This window comes from Streptomyces subrutilus (assembly GCF_001746425.1).
Classification (GTDB): Bacteria; Actinomycetota; Actinomycetes; order Streptomycetales; family Streptomycetaceae; genus Streptomyces; species Streptomyces subrutilus_A.
On sequence record NZ_MEHK01000001.1, the window covers coordinates 648,715 to 662,145 of the forward strand.

Sequence of the window (13,431 nt, forward strand, 5' to 3'; positions counted from 1 at the left end):
CCGGCCGGCCGAGGACCGTCCCGTCAGCCGGTGGCCCGTAGCGCCGCCATGTGGGCCCGCACCTGATCGGCGCTCAGGTAGGTGTCGGTGTACTCGAACTCGCGCAGCGTCGGCGGCTTTGCGGCGGTGAGCCCGCTGCGGACGAAATCGTCCCCGGCCACCGCGTTCAGCAGCCAGTTGGTCAGCACGCGCGTCTTGGCGACGTTGGTGCGCAGCGCCGACCAGTGGTACCCGCGGGCCACCGCCTGGGCCGGGAGCCCGCGCAGCGGGATGCCCAGCGGCTTGGACACGGCGTCGGTGCCCCCGAGGTCGACGACGAGCCCCAGGTCCTTGTGCACGTACGGCCGCAGGGGCTGGTGGCGAAGCGTCGCGATCAGGTTGTCCGCGACGGCGCGCCCCTGGCGCAGGGCGTGCTGCGCCGTGGGAGGGCAGATCGCGCCCTCTTCGCGTGCGGCGAGGTCGGGGACGGCCGCCGCGTCTCCGAGCGCGAACACCCCGGCCGCGGCGGGCACCGACATCTCCGGCGTCACGAGGAGCCTGCCTCGGACGGTTTCCGCCCCCAGCGTGCCGATCAGCGGGCTCGCGGCGACTCCGGCCGTCCAGATCAGGGTCCTGCTGGGCAGCACCCGGCCGTCGGTCAGCGTCACCTCCGTGGAGCTCACCTTGGCGACGCTGACGCCGAGGGACACCTGGATGCCGCGGCGGCGGAGCACGTCCAGGGCCACCCGGCCCAGGCTGTCGCCGAGTTCGGGCATCAGCTTCGGGGCGAGGTCGAGGAGGTGCCAGGTGATCTGGCCGGGGTCCAGCCGGGGGTAGCGCTTCGCGGCGTGGTGGGTGAGCCGCTGGAGGCAGGCGGCCGTCTCCGTGCCGGCGTACCCGCCGCCGACCACGACGAAGCAGAGCCGGGCGGCGCGCTCCGCCTCGTCCTCACTCGCGTCGGCCAGGTCGAGCTGCGCGATGACGTGGTCGCGCAGGTACGTGGCCTCGGCGAGCGTCTTCATGCCCCGGGCGTGCTCGGTGAGTCCGGGGATGTCGAAGGTGCGGGTGATGCTGCCGGGGGCCAGCACCAGGTAGTCGTACGCGTGTTCCGTCAGCTCGCCGGTGATCTTCCGTACGACGCAGACCCTTGCCTCGGTGTCCACGCCGACGGCGCCGCCGGGGATGATCCGGGTGCGGTAGCGGCTGCTGCGACGCAGCGAGACGGCGATGGACTGCGGGGTCAGCACGCCGGAGGCGACTTGGGGCAGCAGCGGCAGATACAGCTGGTATGAGTTCGGGGTCACCAGGGTGATGTCCGCCTCTGCGGGCGACAGCCTGCGCTCCAGCCGCCGGATGCACTCGACCCCGGCGAATCCGGCTCCCACCACGAGAATCCTCGGTCGTACCACGGTGTCCGTCCTTCCCTCGCGCCTGCCAGGTCCACCCGCGCCTGCCCGCCCGGCGGCGCTCTGCACAGGGAAGCGGCCGATGGGCTGAAAGAAGGAACGATTCGGCGCCTTCGATCCGGTGTCGCCGCACGTTCAGGGGGTTTCGGCGGCGTCCGGGGCGGAAAGGCGCGAAGAGGCCGAAGAGGTCGAAGAGGTACCGATCGCGAGGAGAAGAATCGCCATGGGGACCATGATCCTGCTGATCACACCGATGCTGCTGGCCCTGCTGCTGGTGACCCGCCGCGAAAGCCACCGCCCCCGCCACCGGGGCGGCCGCACCTGACGACGACTCCGCCAGGACTCGTAAGCCTCATATGTGAACCGGCACTTACGGCGACGCCCGTGGCGCATGGGATCCGCGACCGGGGGCAGACGACGCGTCGGTGGCGTTCCGGCCTCCCGTGAAGTCGTCGTTGGTGAAGGAGCGAGATCGTGCTGATGGCTCACCCCGCGGTGCTGGCGCATCTGGTGGAGGAATACGAGATGGTGGCGCAAGCGCACGCCGCGGATCCGGCCCGGCGCGAACCGGCGCGGCAGCGCATGGAGGACCTGGTGTACACGCTGTGCGTATCGACCGGGACACGTGACATAGAGTCCGCGCTGACCGCGGCCCGGGAGCGGCTGCGCACCGCGTGGCTCGGTGAAGGGGAGGCGGCCGCGCGGGACCACCAGGTCCTGAGCGGCGCGTCGAAGTAGTCGCAGGCCGGTGGCGGGACGCGGGAGGCAGCGCCCCGCCACCGGCCGGCTCCCGCGGCTCCCTGACCCGGAGCCCGTCGAGCAGACGCCGGTCGCGCCGGACGCCGGACGCCGGACGCCGGACGCCGCCGAACCTCAGGGAAGGGATGCCCGATCGGCCGCCAGAAGCCCCAGGCCCAGGGACCTCCACCTCGTCCGACGCGCATGCGGCGGCAGTCGCCGCACGCCTGGCCGGCGCCCGTACCGCGGCAGCCCCACCCCGAATTCCATGTCCCGCTCCCCCACTGACCCGGCCCGCACGCCAGCCGTGCTCCTCCCGGTCCACCGCGCGGGACCGGGCCTTACTGACGCCGCGGACCCAGGACGCAGAACTCGTTGCCCTCGGGGTCGGCCAGGACGACCCACGGCTGTTCGCCCTGGCCGATGTCGACACGCCGTGCGCCGTGGGCCACCAGGCGCGCCACCTCGGCGTCCTGGTCGTCGGGCCTGAAGTCGAGGTGCAGCCGGCTCTTGGCCTTCTTGCTCTCCTCGACCCGGACGAAGTCCAGCCCCGGCATGCGGTCCGGCTCGGGGCGGATCTCGAACTCGTCGTCCGAGGAGTGGACCAGGACCCAGCCGAGCGCCTCGGCCCACCACTGTCCCAAGGCCGCCGGGTCTACCGAGTGGACGACTACCTGTTCCCATTCCAAGGTCATCCGCCGAGCTTAGCCCTGCCGGGGCTCCGCACAACCGGCGCTCCGGCCGCGCTTGTCGGATTGAATCCGAACGCGCTGCGCGGACTACGCGACGGCGGTCCCCTCCAGCTCGACCATCTGGCCGGGGATCGCCAGTCGCGTCACCCCGAGCATCGTGGAGGCCGGCGCCACCCCGGCGGCACCCAATCGCCCCGCCAGCACGCCGTAGTGCTGGAAGAGCTGATCGACGTCGGTCGTGTAGACGTTCAGCCGGACGAGGTTCGCGAGGGACATGCCGGCCTTGCCGAGGACGGCCTCCAGGTTGTCGACGCTCAGCGCCAACTGCGCCGCCATGTCGCCCTCGTGCCGGGGCTCGCCCTCGTCGCTCATCGCTGTCTGCCCGGAGATGTGCAGGGTCCGGGTGTGCCCGGAGACGAGCTCGCCCTGGTTGAATCCCAGCTCCTGCGACCAGGTCACCGGGTTGACCGCCGTTCGTTCCACTGCCACAACGACTCCATTCGATTGATCGGAATACGGGCGTCCGCCAGCTCGGTGGCACCGGCTTCGACCTCGCTCCACGAGCCTCGCAACCCATCACGACACCCTCTGTCATGTATTCCGATAGGGTTCTCGTATGCGCGCCGACCGGTTGGTCTCACTGGTCCTGCTGTTGCGCCGGCACGGTCGACTGACAGCGCAGGCGCTCGCCCGCGAGCTGGAAGTCTCCACCCGCACCGTGCTGCGCGACATCGAGGCGCTGTCCGCCGCCGGTGTCCCGGTCTACTCCGAACGCGGCAGGCACGGCGGTTTCGCGCTGCTGCCCGGATTCCGGACCGAGCTCACCGGACTGAACCACGACGAGGCCCTCGCCTTGCTGACCGCCGGAGCGGGGCGCGGCGAGCGGGTACTCGGCCTCGGCTCCGCGCTCGCTTCGGCCATGCGCAAGGTGGTCGACGCGCTGCCCGAGAGCCACCGGGCTTCCGCGGGCGACGCGGCCCAGCGCTTCCTCGTCGACCCGGAGACCGATCTGCTGTCGCGTCGGCTGGTCACCGAGGAGGTACCCGGCTCCACGATGATCGAGGTCAGGCGCGCGGTGCTCGCCGGACACAAGCTGCGCATCCACTACGCGGCCACGGGCCGGGCACCGCGGTGGCGCACGGTGGACCCGATCGGGCTGGTCACCGTCCGCGACCGGGGCTACCTGCTGGCCACGCGTTCCGGCGCGGACCGCACCTACCGGTTGTCGCGGATCCTGGCCGCCGAGGAGCTCCCCGAAACGGCACAGCGGCCGCACCGGGTCGACCTGGACCGGATCTGGCGCGAGCGCTCCGCGCGGTTCCTGTCCGACGGCCACATCACCGTGCTGGTACGGGTGGACCCGGCCCGGCGGGAGGAGCTGCTGGACACCGCGTCGGCGGTCCGCGCGGAAGCACCCGACGCGGACGGCCGGCTGCGGCTGGAGGTGACCTTCCAGGATTCCCGGCACGCCGAATGGGCACTGTGGCAGCTCGGTACGGACGCGGAAGCCCTGGCCCCGCGGTCGTTGCGCACGTCCCTGCGCGACCGCGCCGCCGCGATGGCCGCCCGATACGAGGACTCGTCCCGCGCCCAGGAGTGATACTTGATCCGCACCCCGCCCCGCGACGGGACGCGGGTTCGGCCGATGACGAGGGAGCCGTCCATGACCACGGCGAAAGACCTGTTCACGATTGCCATGGCGCCCCAGCCGGAGCGCTCCGTGGGGCAGGGCGACCTGTCCCTGTCCCTCGCCGGTGCCGAACTGATCGACCTGCTGCATGCGCGGGCCGTCGACCTGGACGGCGATCTCATCGTGCCGGGCCCGCAGCCGGCCCCGGACGACCGGCTGCTCGGCGACGCGGCTTCGGCGCTCGTCCGGCAGACGCCGTACGAACACGTCGAGGACTGGCTGTGGCGCAGGGGACGTGACCTGGCAGCGGGCTACCAGGCCGCGTTCGAGGAGGACGGCCTGCTGACGCGCACCCGGCGCGGGCTCCTGAACCTCGGGGACGAGCGCATGGAGCTCGTCGACACGCCCGCGCGGCGTCTCGCGCAAAGCCGCTGGGAGGAGGGCGAGCCCGTCCTCGGGGCCCTCGCCGCGGCCATCGGCATGCCCCGCTCCGAAGCTGCCGAGGACGATGCCGCCCCGGACGGCGAAGCGGTGACGACCGTGCTGGCCGCCGTCAACGACGCCGTGATGGAACTGGAAGCGGTACGCCAGCGGCGCGCCATCGAGAACGCGGCCTTCGCCAACGTGTGGCGCGTCCCCTAGGCCCACACCGCCCGGCCGGACCCGGGCCGGGACCGGACCGGGAGGGGTTGGGCCGCACCGAGGCCCGCCGCCGCACCGACGGGCCGTGGACCGCCGGTCCGGCGAACGCGGGCTCTGATGCCGGCCCGGCCGAGGACCACGTGCAACTGGCGCCGGGAGACGGCGTACCAGGTACTCCATGTCGACGGTGGTGGTCTGGAATCCGCGTACCCGGACCAGCCGTAGACGCGGGACGTGAGCTCGTGGAAGACGCACAGGTCGTCCGTGCCCAGGACGTACCGCTGCCCCGCGCTCTCGGCGCGGGGGACGCCGCCGTTCTGGAGCGAGACCGAGACCACCGGATGTTCGCGGTGCCACCGCACGTGCCGACCGGCAGCCGCCCGAGTCACGTCACCGATCTGCTGGCGCGACAGCGGAAGGGCCCGGATCCTGTGGGGATCCGGGCCCTTCCGAGCAGTAGCGGGGACAGGATTTGAACCTGCGACCTCTGGGTTATGAGCCCAGCGAGCTACCGAGCTGCTCCACCCCGCGTCGACAACCCCCACCCTACGGCACCCCCGGCCCGGACTTCGCCACTTTTCCCCCGGCGCCCCCGCTTCACCGTGCGTCCGGCACCACCCAGGTGATGTGCGGGGACAGCGCCGCCAGGAAATCGGGGGCGTCGAACATCTCTCCCGCCGAGGCGACCCCGACCGCACGGGTGCGTCCGGTGAGGACGCGCTCGAGCGCTTCCGCGACGAGGGGTGCGGTGACGGCGTAGATGTCCTGGCCGTGTGCGACGGCTCGCCGTTCGGTGTCGCCGAAGCGCACCACCGCGTCGATGAGGAAGGTCTGGTCGGACCGGCCGCTCTCGTCGGCCGGGGCCGGCGCGGACGTGTCGGGGGCGACGACGTCGCGGGCCGCCTGGGCCGTCATGTAGGTCGTCACGTCGGGGATGGACAGGTGGCTGGGTACGGTCACGACGTCGGCCATCGTGAACTCCCCGATGACCGGACGCGGACCCATCGGCTCCGGGAAGGCCCAGTCCAGGGTGGGCGGGGCGTCGGTGCGGTGCTCCCACCGGCCGCCGACGTAGCGCAGGCGGTGGTCCCCGCGCCGCTCGCGGGAGACCGCTCCCGACAGGCGCGTCCCGGTGGTGGGGTGCCAACTGCTCAGTCCGTACGCGATGTGCGCCGAGTCGGCCTTCGTCCAGTCGCCCATCGCCGCCGTCACCAGCAGGTCGCCCAGACCGCCGAAGAAGGCCATCGCGGGGACGACGACCGCCCCGGCCCCGCGGGCCCGGTCGGCGAAGTGCGCGAAGGTGTCGAGGTTGGCCTCGATCTCGGCCGCCACGTCCAGATACGGGATCCGGGCCCGCAGGGCCGCCTCGATCACCGGGGCGGTCGTCGAGGCGAACGGCCCGGCGCAGTTGATCACGGCCGCGGTGCCGGCCAGGGCGCGGTCGAGCGAGGCCCGGTCGTCGACCGACGCGACCCGAACCTCCAGCCCGGTCTCGTCCGCCAGCGCGTTCAGCTTGTCGGCGTCGCGGCCGGAGAGGACCGGGGCGTACCCGCGCTTCACCAGCTCCGCCACCACGAACCGCCCGGTGTGCCCGTACGCACCGAACACCGCCACCGTCTGAACCGATCCCATGAGGTCGCTCCCCCGCACTCGCTGATCCGCAGCCGGTTCGCCGCCGGCCGTCATGGACATCCTGACGAGGAACGGCCACCCCGCACGAGTGTCTGGAACGACATGACCCATACACTTTCGGACATGCATACCGTCGCGTTGGCCGTCACCGACGGCATGCTGCAGTTCGAGCTGTCCATGGCCATCGAGGTCTTCGGCTCCGACCTGACCCACATCGTGGACCCCTGGTACGAGTTCTCGCTCTGCGGAACGAGCGCCGTGCGGGTCGACCGCTTCCGCCTGGAGCCCGACCACGGGCTCGACCACCTCGCGCACGCCGACACCGTGATCGTCCCGGGCTGGGCCGACACCGACGTGGACCCGCCGACGGACCTCGTCGACGCGGTGCGCGCGGCCCACACGGCGGGAGCCCGCGTGGTCTCCCTGTGTACGGGGGCCTTCGTCCTGGCCGCCGCCGGCCTGCTGGACGGCAAGCGCGCCACGACCCACTGGGCGCACACCGGGGAACTGGCCAGGCGCCACCCGAACGTCACGGTGGATCCGGACGTCCTCTACGTCGACAACGGCGACGTGCTCACCTCCGCCGGCAAGGCCGCGGCCATGGACCTGTGCTTGCACCTCGTACGCCTCGACCACGGCGCGGCGAACGCCAACAGGATCGCCCGCCGGCTGGTCGTACCACCCCACCGCGACGGCGGGCAGGCCCAGTTCATCGCCACTCCCGTCCCCGCCCCGGGCAACCACCCGCTGACGGATCTCTTCCCGTGGGTCCTCCAGCGGCTGGACCAACCGCTCACCGTGGAGGACCTGGCCCGCCAGGCGCGGATGAGTTCGCGCCATCTGGGCCGCCACTTCAGGTCGGTGACCGGCACCACGCCGCTGCAGTGGCTGCACGCCCAGCGCATCCGCCACGCCCAGGAACTCCTGGAGACCACCGACGAGACCGTCGACACCATCGCCTCGGCCACCGGCATGGGCACGTCCACCACTCTGCGCCGGCACTTCCACCGGACCGTGGGCGTCCCGCCGGACACCTACCGCCGCACCTTCCGCTCCCACACCCGCCCTCGGTTCGAGGCGTAGGGAACAGGGCGGCCAGCTGGCTGGGGCGTACCGTTCGCCGATCAGCGCAGGGCTTGACCGACGGTGGCGACCGGCGTTCCGCGGCCGACGAGGATCGGGCCGGCAGGGAGCCGCCCCCGACATCGTGGCCGGCCCCGGCGCCCTTTGTGCGCTACTGGCGGGCGGATCGTCTGGGGGCCTACGAACGCCGGCGATCACGCTCACTCATGGTCGCTCGGCGTCAGAGCCCCCGCCCACGGGTCCGCCGATTCGTGGTGGGCCTCCCGCCGCGCCGTGCCCCACTCCCACATGCTCCGCACCACCGGCTCCAGCGCCCGGCCCTGCGCGGTCAGGACGTAGCGGACCCGCGGAGGCCAGCCGGGCGTGCGATGGCGCTCGATGACGCCCGCACCGGTCAACTGGGTCAGCCGGTCGGAGAGGACCTTGTCCGAGAGGGCCGGCAGGGCGGCGGACAGCTCGGAGTACGTGGCCTGCCGGCGGCGCAGCAACTCCCGCAGCACCAGCGGGGTCCAGCGGCCCCCCAGGACGGCCAGGGTGATGTCGACGGGACAGTGCGGATCCTGGACGGGCGGAACGAGGGCGCTTTCGGGGCAGTCCGCCAGCGGGCCGCCGTTGTCACCGGGGTGTGCGTGGCCAACCGTTTGGTGAGTCACGAAAGCTGCTCCTAACGTCCGTTGCGAACGACCACACGCCTGTTTCGCCTTCAGGGGGCTCGATGCGCATCCACCACCTCAACTGCGGTTCTCTCCGCAAGATTCCACCGCTCGGCGAGCAGCTCGCCGCGGGTACGGCTCACCGCGAACTGGCCGCGGTCTGCCACTGCCTCCTGATCGAGACGGACTCGGACGGGCTGATCCTGGTCGACACCGGCCTCGGTACCGCCGACCGGCAGCGCCCCGAAGAGACGCTGGGCGCGGACTGGGTGGCCTACGCCCAGCCCTCGCCGGACCCGGAGGAGAGCGCGCTGCGGCAGGTCGTGCGTCTCGGGTACACGGCGCGGGACGTACGGCACATCGTGCTCACCCACTTGCACCGCGACCACACCGGAGGGCTGCCGGACTTCCCTCACGCACGGGTTCACGTCCACCCGGAGGAGTACCGGGCGGTCACCGACACCGGGGCACCGCACCACCGCCACAGCCTCGACCGGTTCATGCCGGCCCACCGGGCGCACGGCCCGCTGCTGACCCCCGCGCGCGTGGACGAGCACACGGAGTGGTTCGGTTTCCCGGGCGTGGCGCGCCCGCAGGGTCTGAGCTGCGAGCTGCTGCTCGTACCGCTGCCGGGTCACTCGGCGGGGCACGCGGGCGTCGCCGTCCGCGACGGTGGCGGGAGGTGGCTGCTCCACGCGGGCGACGCGTACTTCCACCACGGCGAGGTGGAGCACACGCCGCCCCTGTCCCACCCCGTCCTCGATCCGATCCAGCAGGGCGCACAGACCGATGCCGCCGCCCGCGTCGCCGCCCGCGACCGACTGCGTGCACTGCGCAGCGAGCACGCGCGAGAGGTCATGGTCTTCAGTGCGCACGATCCCTGGGAGATGGAACGCGCCCTGGGGCACGGGTAGGCCTGCACCCGCCCCTTCGAGCAAGCCGCCGTGCCCGACAGGATCAGAGATCAGCGACCGGCTTCGAGGGGGCGTCCACAGACCAGCGGTGCGTCGGCGACCTCGGCCGGAGACGTCGAGGCGGACCTGCCGGGCGGCGACGGTATGTGAACCGGCCCGGACGGGGCAGGTTCCGCATACGGTCGGGCGGTGGGCCGTGGCCTGCTGTCACGGCTGTCGTGCCTCACCCCCGGTCGCAGACCGGTCTTGTCCGTTGATGTCGCCGCCGGAACAGGAGCACGCAGATGCGCCTCTACGCCCAGACCCGAGCACATCGTTTGCGACAGGTGCTCGCCGACCTCATCGCCGTGGTCCTGGTCGCGGCCGCGGTGAGGTTCGCGCTGGCCGTCCACGAGGGGATCATGCTGCTGGCCGAGCCGGGGCGGAAGGTGGAGGACGCGGGCGGCAGCCTTGCCTCCGGCCTCGGCGACGCGGGCGAAGCGGCCTCGAACGTGCCGCTCGTCGGGGGGATCCTGAAGAAGCCGCTGCTGTCCGCGGCCGAGGCGAGCAACGGGTTCTCCGAGGCCGGGCAGTCGATGCAGGACACGGTGAGCCGTGTGGCCGACCTGGCCGCGTTCGGCCTGATCGTCGCCTCGGTGCTGTTCGTGCTGGCGCTCTGGCTTCCCCCGCGCGTGCGCTGGATCCGGCGCAGTGCCCGGATCCGCGGCCTTGTCGACGCTCCCGGCGGTGCCGACCTGCTCGCCCTGCGTGCCCTGACCGGGCCGGTGGCCGACCTCGCCGCGGTCGCCGTCCCGCCGGGGGGTCTCGCCGATGCCTGGCGCCGCGGAGACGAGCAGGTCATCGGCGAGCTGTCCCGGGTGGCACTCAGGCAGGCCGGTTTGCGCCCCTGATGGCCCAGGACCTGTCCGACGGCCGGTCACCGGAGCCCCTCGCGGAAGCTCTATGGTCGTCTCCTGTGACCGAACTCCCCTCGCACCTCCGTACGACGGCGGACGCCTACGACGCCGTCGCCGTTCTCTACGCGGATCTCGTTCGCGACTCCCTCGACGACCTTCCGCTGGATCGCGCGGTCCTCGCGGCGTTCGCCGAGCTCGCGCGAGACGCCGCTGCCGGGCCCGTCGCCGAGTTGGGATGCGGCCCGGGATATCTGACCGCGCACCTGCGGAACCTGGAACTGGACGTTTTCGGAGTCGACGTCTCCCCCGTGATGATCGGCCTTGCCCGTGCGGCCTACCCCGACTTGCGCTTCGAAGTCGGTTCGATGGACGCCCTGGACCTGGCCGACGCCACCCTGGGCGGCATCGTGTCCTGGTACTCGGTGATCCATGCCGCCCCGCGGGAAATACCCTCGTACTTCGCCGAGTTCCGCCGGGTCCTGGCCCCCGAAGGCATCCTCCTGCTCGGCTTCTTCGAGTCCGGGGGCGGGCCCGTGGCGGCGTTCGACCACAAGGTGACGACGGCCTACCGATGGCCGATCGACGACCTCGCCGGGCTGGCCGGCGAGGCCGGGTTCGCCGAAGTCGGCCGGATGCTGCGCGAGCCCCGCGAAGGGGAGCGGTTTCGCCGGGGTCACCTGCTGATGCAGGCGCAGGACCGGTAGCACCCCCGGGCCACGGCTCCCCCGGCACCCCTCCCTCCGGAGGGGTGCCGGGCAACATGCGGGGGCGCGGGTGGGGCTACCGCGCGGCTACTTCGGCATCAGGACGGTGTCGATGATGTAGACGTTCGCGTTGGCGGTCTTGACGTTGCCGCAGACCACCGAGGCGCTGCCGTTGACCTTGTAGGCCTCGCCCGAGCCCTTGGTGGTGACCATGCCCTTCTGCAGGGTTGCGAAGGTGCCGTTGTCCAGCTGCCGCGGCGTCAGCTTCTGGCCGACGACGTGGTAGGTGAGGATCTTCGTCAGCATCGCCTTGTCGGCGAGGACCTTGTCGAGGTCGGCCTTCGGGATCTTCGCGAACGCCGCGTTGGTCGGGGCGAAGACGGTGATGTTCTCGGCGTTGTTGAGGGTGTCGACGAGACCTGCCTGCTTGACCGCGGTGACCAGGGTGGACAGGGCCGGGTTGTTGGAGGCGGCGGTGGCGACCGGGTCCTCGGCCATGCCGTCGAAGGAGCCCGCGCCTTCCTTCGGGACTCCGGAACAGGCCGGGCCGAAGGGCTCGTCGGCCGTCACCGAGTCGGCAGGCGGCGCCTCGCCGGTGTTGGCCGAGTCGCCGGCGGTCGCGGCGGGAGCGGCCGAGGTGTCGCTGGAGGAGTCGGAGCAGGCTGCCAGTGCGAAGGGCAGCAGGACGGCTGCGGCGACGGCGATCCCGGTACGGCGGACCTTCGTGTTGTTCATGGTTCTCCTTGAGGGGGTTCGGTTCGGTTCTCTGGGGTGTTTCTTCCGGACCCGCGCCGGACGGTGAGGCGCGGTCCGGTGGTCTAGGGGACGGTGACGAACACGCTGTGCCAGCCGCTCGATCCGTCGGGGACGGTGCGGGCGCGCTGCTCGGTCTGCGTCTGGCCGGTGCCGTCGGTGGCGCGGACGGCGATGGTGTGGCCGCCCGGAGCGGCCTGCCAGCGGTAGGACCACTGCCGCCAGGTGTCGACGGTGTCCTCGGCCGCCAACTCGGCGTCCTGCCAGGGGCCGTCGTCGATACGGACCTCGACGCGGGTGATGCCGCGGCGCTGGGCCCAGGCGACGCCGGCGACCATCACGGTGCCGGCGGCGGGACGGGCGAAGGGCTTGGGGGTGTCGATGCGGGACTGGGTCTTGACCGGCGCCCGCCGGGCCCACTTGCGTTGGACCCAGTACGGGTCGTAGGCGTCAAAGGTGGTCAGCTCGATGTCCTCGATCCACTTGCAGGCGGAGACGTAGCCGTAGAGGCCGGGGACGACCATGCGGACGGGGAAGCCGTGGTCGAAGGGGAGCGGTTCGCCGTTCATGCCGAGCGCGAGGAGCGCGTCCCGGCCGTCCATGACGTCCTCGACCGGGGAGCCGAGGGTCATGCCGTCCACGGAGCGGGCCACCAGCTGATCGGCCTTGCCGCCCTGCGACGGCGGCCTGACCCCGCATTCGGCCAGCAGGCCGGCCAGGGGGACACCGAGCCAGCGGGCGTTGCCGACGTAGGGGCCGCCGACCTCGTTGGAGACGCAGGTGAGCGTGATGTCGCGCTCGATCAGCGGGCGGGCCAGCAGCTCTTCGAGGCGGTAGGTGCGGGGCCGGGAGACGCCTTCGCCATGGATCCGCAGGCGCCAGGCGCCGGCATCGACCTTGGGGGTGACGAGGGCGGTGTCGACGCGGTAGAAGTTCCGGTTCGGTGTGGTGAACCCGCTGATCCCCGGCACCTTCAGCTCCGCTCCGGAGGGAACGGCCGCAGCCGGTGAGGCAGGCGCGGGCAGGGTGAGGCCGCTACGGGAGGCAACGGCGCCCTGGCCGCGCTGCCCGGCCAGCACGCGTCCCAGCAGGCCGGCCCCGGTGGCGGCCGCGGCGGTCACGGCCGAGGCGGTGAGGAACCCCCGCCGGCTCCACCCGCTCCCGGTGCCCGCATCACCCGACGGGGGGCCGGCGGGGGCGGCTCCACCCGCTCCACCCGCTCCACCCGCCAGGACGTACAGCACGGCGGCACCGGCCGCGGCGCCGGCGAGGGCGGGCAGCGCGTCACCACCACCCGCGGAGTCGGGCCTGCTCAGGGCCGCGGCAGCGCCGACGATCCCGAACACCAGGACCCCGGCCGCGGCCACGCGCCGGTGCCGCACCGCCAGAACGCCCAGGAAGAACGCGAACAGGGCCAGCAGCAGGAGGATGCCGAGCTGGAGGACGAGCTTGTCCTTCTCTCCGAACGCGCGGATCGCGAAGTCCTTCACCGCGGCCGGAGTCCTGTCGATGACCGCGCCGCCCACGACGGTGACCGGTCCGGCGGCCGGCCGCACCAGGCCGGCGACCAGTTCGGCGGCGGCCAGCGCGGTGAACCCGGCCAGAAGCCCGGCCAGTCCGCAACTGGCGGTGCGGTCGATGGTGGTGCGGAAGCTGCTCACACCCGGGGTTCGGTGGCACCCGCCCGGCGGATTGGTCTGCCACCCGGA

15 protein-coding genes and 1 tRNA gene are annotated in these 13,431 nt (G+C 72.4%); 7 read left to right on the plus strand and 9 right to left on the minus strand.

The genetic code is table 11. From position 1 onward, the window contains the following. Nucleotides 1-23 precede the first annotated feature (23 nt). Complete coding sequence (locus tag BGK67_RS03875) at nt 24-1,388, minus strand: NAD(P)/FAD-dependent oxidoreductase (protein WP_069918566.1); 1,365 nt, start codon at nt 1,386-1,388, stop codon at nt 24-26. Nucleotides 1,389-1,859: 471 nt separating this feature from the next. On the opposite strand from BGK67_RS03875, the gene BGK67_RS03880 reads away from it, so the two are divergent. Continuing rightward, the gene (locus BGK67_RS03880) at nt 1,860-2,123 is read left to right on the plus strand and encodes a DUF5133 domain-containing protein (RefSeq protein ID WP_069918567.1); all 264 of its coding nucleotides are present in this window, start codon (nt 1,860-1,862) and stop codon (nt 2,121-2,123) included. Between the two features lie 341 nt (nt 2,124-2,464). Here the strand turns inward: BGK67_RS03880 and BGK67_RS03885 are convergent, their stop codons facing one another. After that, a complete protein-coding gene (locus BGK67_RS03885; protein ID WP_069918568.1) occupies nt 2,465-2,818 on the minus strand; it encodes a VOC family protein in 354 nt (117 codons plus the stop codon). Between the two features lie 84 nt (nt 2,819-2,902). Continuing rightward, nucleotides 2,903-3,298, minus strand: a complete 396-nt coding sequence (locus BGK67_RS03890; protein WP_069918569.1) for a RidA family protein — start codon at nt 3,296-3,298, stop codon at nt 2,903-2,905. A 133-nt stretch (nt 3,299-3,431) separates the two neighbouring features. Here BGK67_RS03890 and BGK67_RS03895 point away from each other — a divergent pair, with 133 nt between their 5' ends. Both BGK67_RS03895 and BGK67_RS03900 read left to right on the plus strand, forming a co-directional pair. Then, entirely contained in the window at nt 3,432-4,415 is a 984-nt protein-coding gene (locus tag BGK67_RS03895) for a helix-turn-helix transcriptional regulator (RefSeq protein WP_069918570.1), read from the plus strand. Nucleotides 4,416-4,478: 63 nt separating this feature from the next. Beyond that, complete coding sequence (locus tag BGK67_RS03900; protein WP_069918571.1) at nt 4,479-5,087, plus strand: GOLPH3/VPS74 family protein; 609 nt, start codon at nt 4,479-4,481, stop codon at nt 5,085-5,087. Here BGK67_RS03900 and BGK67_RS03905 read toward each other — a convergent pair. The 3 genes from BGK67_RS03905 to BGK67_RS03915 all read right to left on the minus strand — a co-directional run bounded on the left by BGK67_RS03905 (nt 5,084) and on the right by BGK67_RS03915 (nt 6,719). Beyond that, the gene (locus BGK67_RS03905) at nt 5,084-5,449 is read right to left on the minus strand and encodes a hypothetical protein (RefSeq protein WP_167739541.1); all 366 of its coding nucleotides are present in this window, start codon (nt 5,447-5,449) and stop codon (nt 5,084-5,086) included. The genes BGK67_RS03900 and BGK67_RS03905 overlap by 4 nt on opposite strands. A 95-nt stretch (nt 5,450-5,544) precedes the next feature. Then, nucleotides 5,545-5,618 (minus strand) — tRNA-Met (locus BGK67_RS03910). 66 nt (nt 5,619-5,684) lie between these two features. Then, nucleotides 5,685-6,719, minus strand: a complete 1,035-nt coding sequence (locus BGK67_RS03915) for a saccharopine dehydrogenase family protein (RefSeq protein ID WP_208948648.1) — start codon at nt 6,717-6,719, stop codon at nt 5,685-5,687. Nucleotides 6,720-6,842: 123 nt separating this feature from the next. On the opposite strand from BGK67_RS03915, the gene BGK67_RS03920 reads away from it, so the two are divergent. After that, the gene (locus BGK67_RS03920; protein ID WP_069918573.1) at nt 6,843-7,802 is read left to right on the plus strand and encodes a helix-turn-helix domain-containing protein; all 960 of its coding nucleotides are present in this window, start codon (nt 6,843-6,845) and stop codon (nt 7,800-7,802) included. Nucleotides 7,803-8,002: 200 nt separating this feature from the next. Here the strand turns inward: BGK67_RS03920 and BGK67_RS03925 are convergent, their stop codons facing one another. Beyond that, nucleotides 8,003-8,455 carry a winged helix-turn-helix transcriptional regulator gene (locus BGK67_RS03925; RefSeq protein ID WP_069918574.1) on the minus strand — a complete coding sequence of 151 codons (453 nt, stop codon included), beginning with the start codon at nt 8,453-8,455 and terminating at the stop codon, nt 8,003-8,005. A 62-nt stretch (nt 8,456-8,517) separates the two neighbouring features. On the opposite strand from BGK67_RS03925, the gene BGK67_RS03930 reads away from it, so the two are divergent. From BGK67_RS03930 to BGK67_RS03940, 3 genes are all read left to right on the plus strand, one after another. Continuing rightward, nucleotides 8,518-9,369, plus strand: coding sequence for an MBL fold metallo-hydrolase (locus tag BGK67_RS03930; RefSeq protein WP_069918575.1), 852 nt, complete (start codon nt 8,518-8,520; stop codon nt 9,367-9,369). A gap of 284 nt (nt 9,370-9,653) precedes the next feature. Then, nucleotides 9,654-10,259, plus strand: a complete 606-nt coding sequence (locus BGK67_RS03935; protein ID WP_069918576.1) for a hypothetical protein — start codon at nt 9,654-9,656, stop codon at nt 10,257-10,259. A 65-nt stretch (nt 10,260-10,324) separates the two neighbouring features. Beyond that, nucleotides 10,325-10,969: a class I SAM-dependent methyltransferase gene (locus BGK67_RS03940; RefSeq protein ID WP_069918577.1), complete on the plus strand. Its 645-nt coding sequence runs from the start codon at nt 10,325-10,327 to the stop codon at nt 10,967-10,969. Nucleotides 10,970-11,056: 87 nt separating this feature from the next. Here BGK67_RS03940 and BGK67_RS03945 read toward each other — a convergent pair whose 3' ends face one another. Next, on the minus strand, nt 11,057-11,704 hold the full coding sequence (locus BGK67_RS03945) for a fasciclin domain-containing protein (protein WP_069918578.1): 648 nt from the start codon (nt 11,702-11,704) through the stop codon (nt 11,057-11,059). Nucleotides 11,705-11,787: 83 nt separating this feature from the next. Beyond that, complete coding sequence (locus BGK67_RS03950) at nt 11,788-13,383, minus strand: molybdopterin-dependent oxidoreductase (protein WP_069918579.1); 1,596 nt, start codon at nt 13,381-13,383, stop codon at nt 11,788-11,790. Nucleotides 13,384-13,431 lie beyond the last annotated feature (48 nt).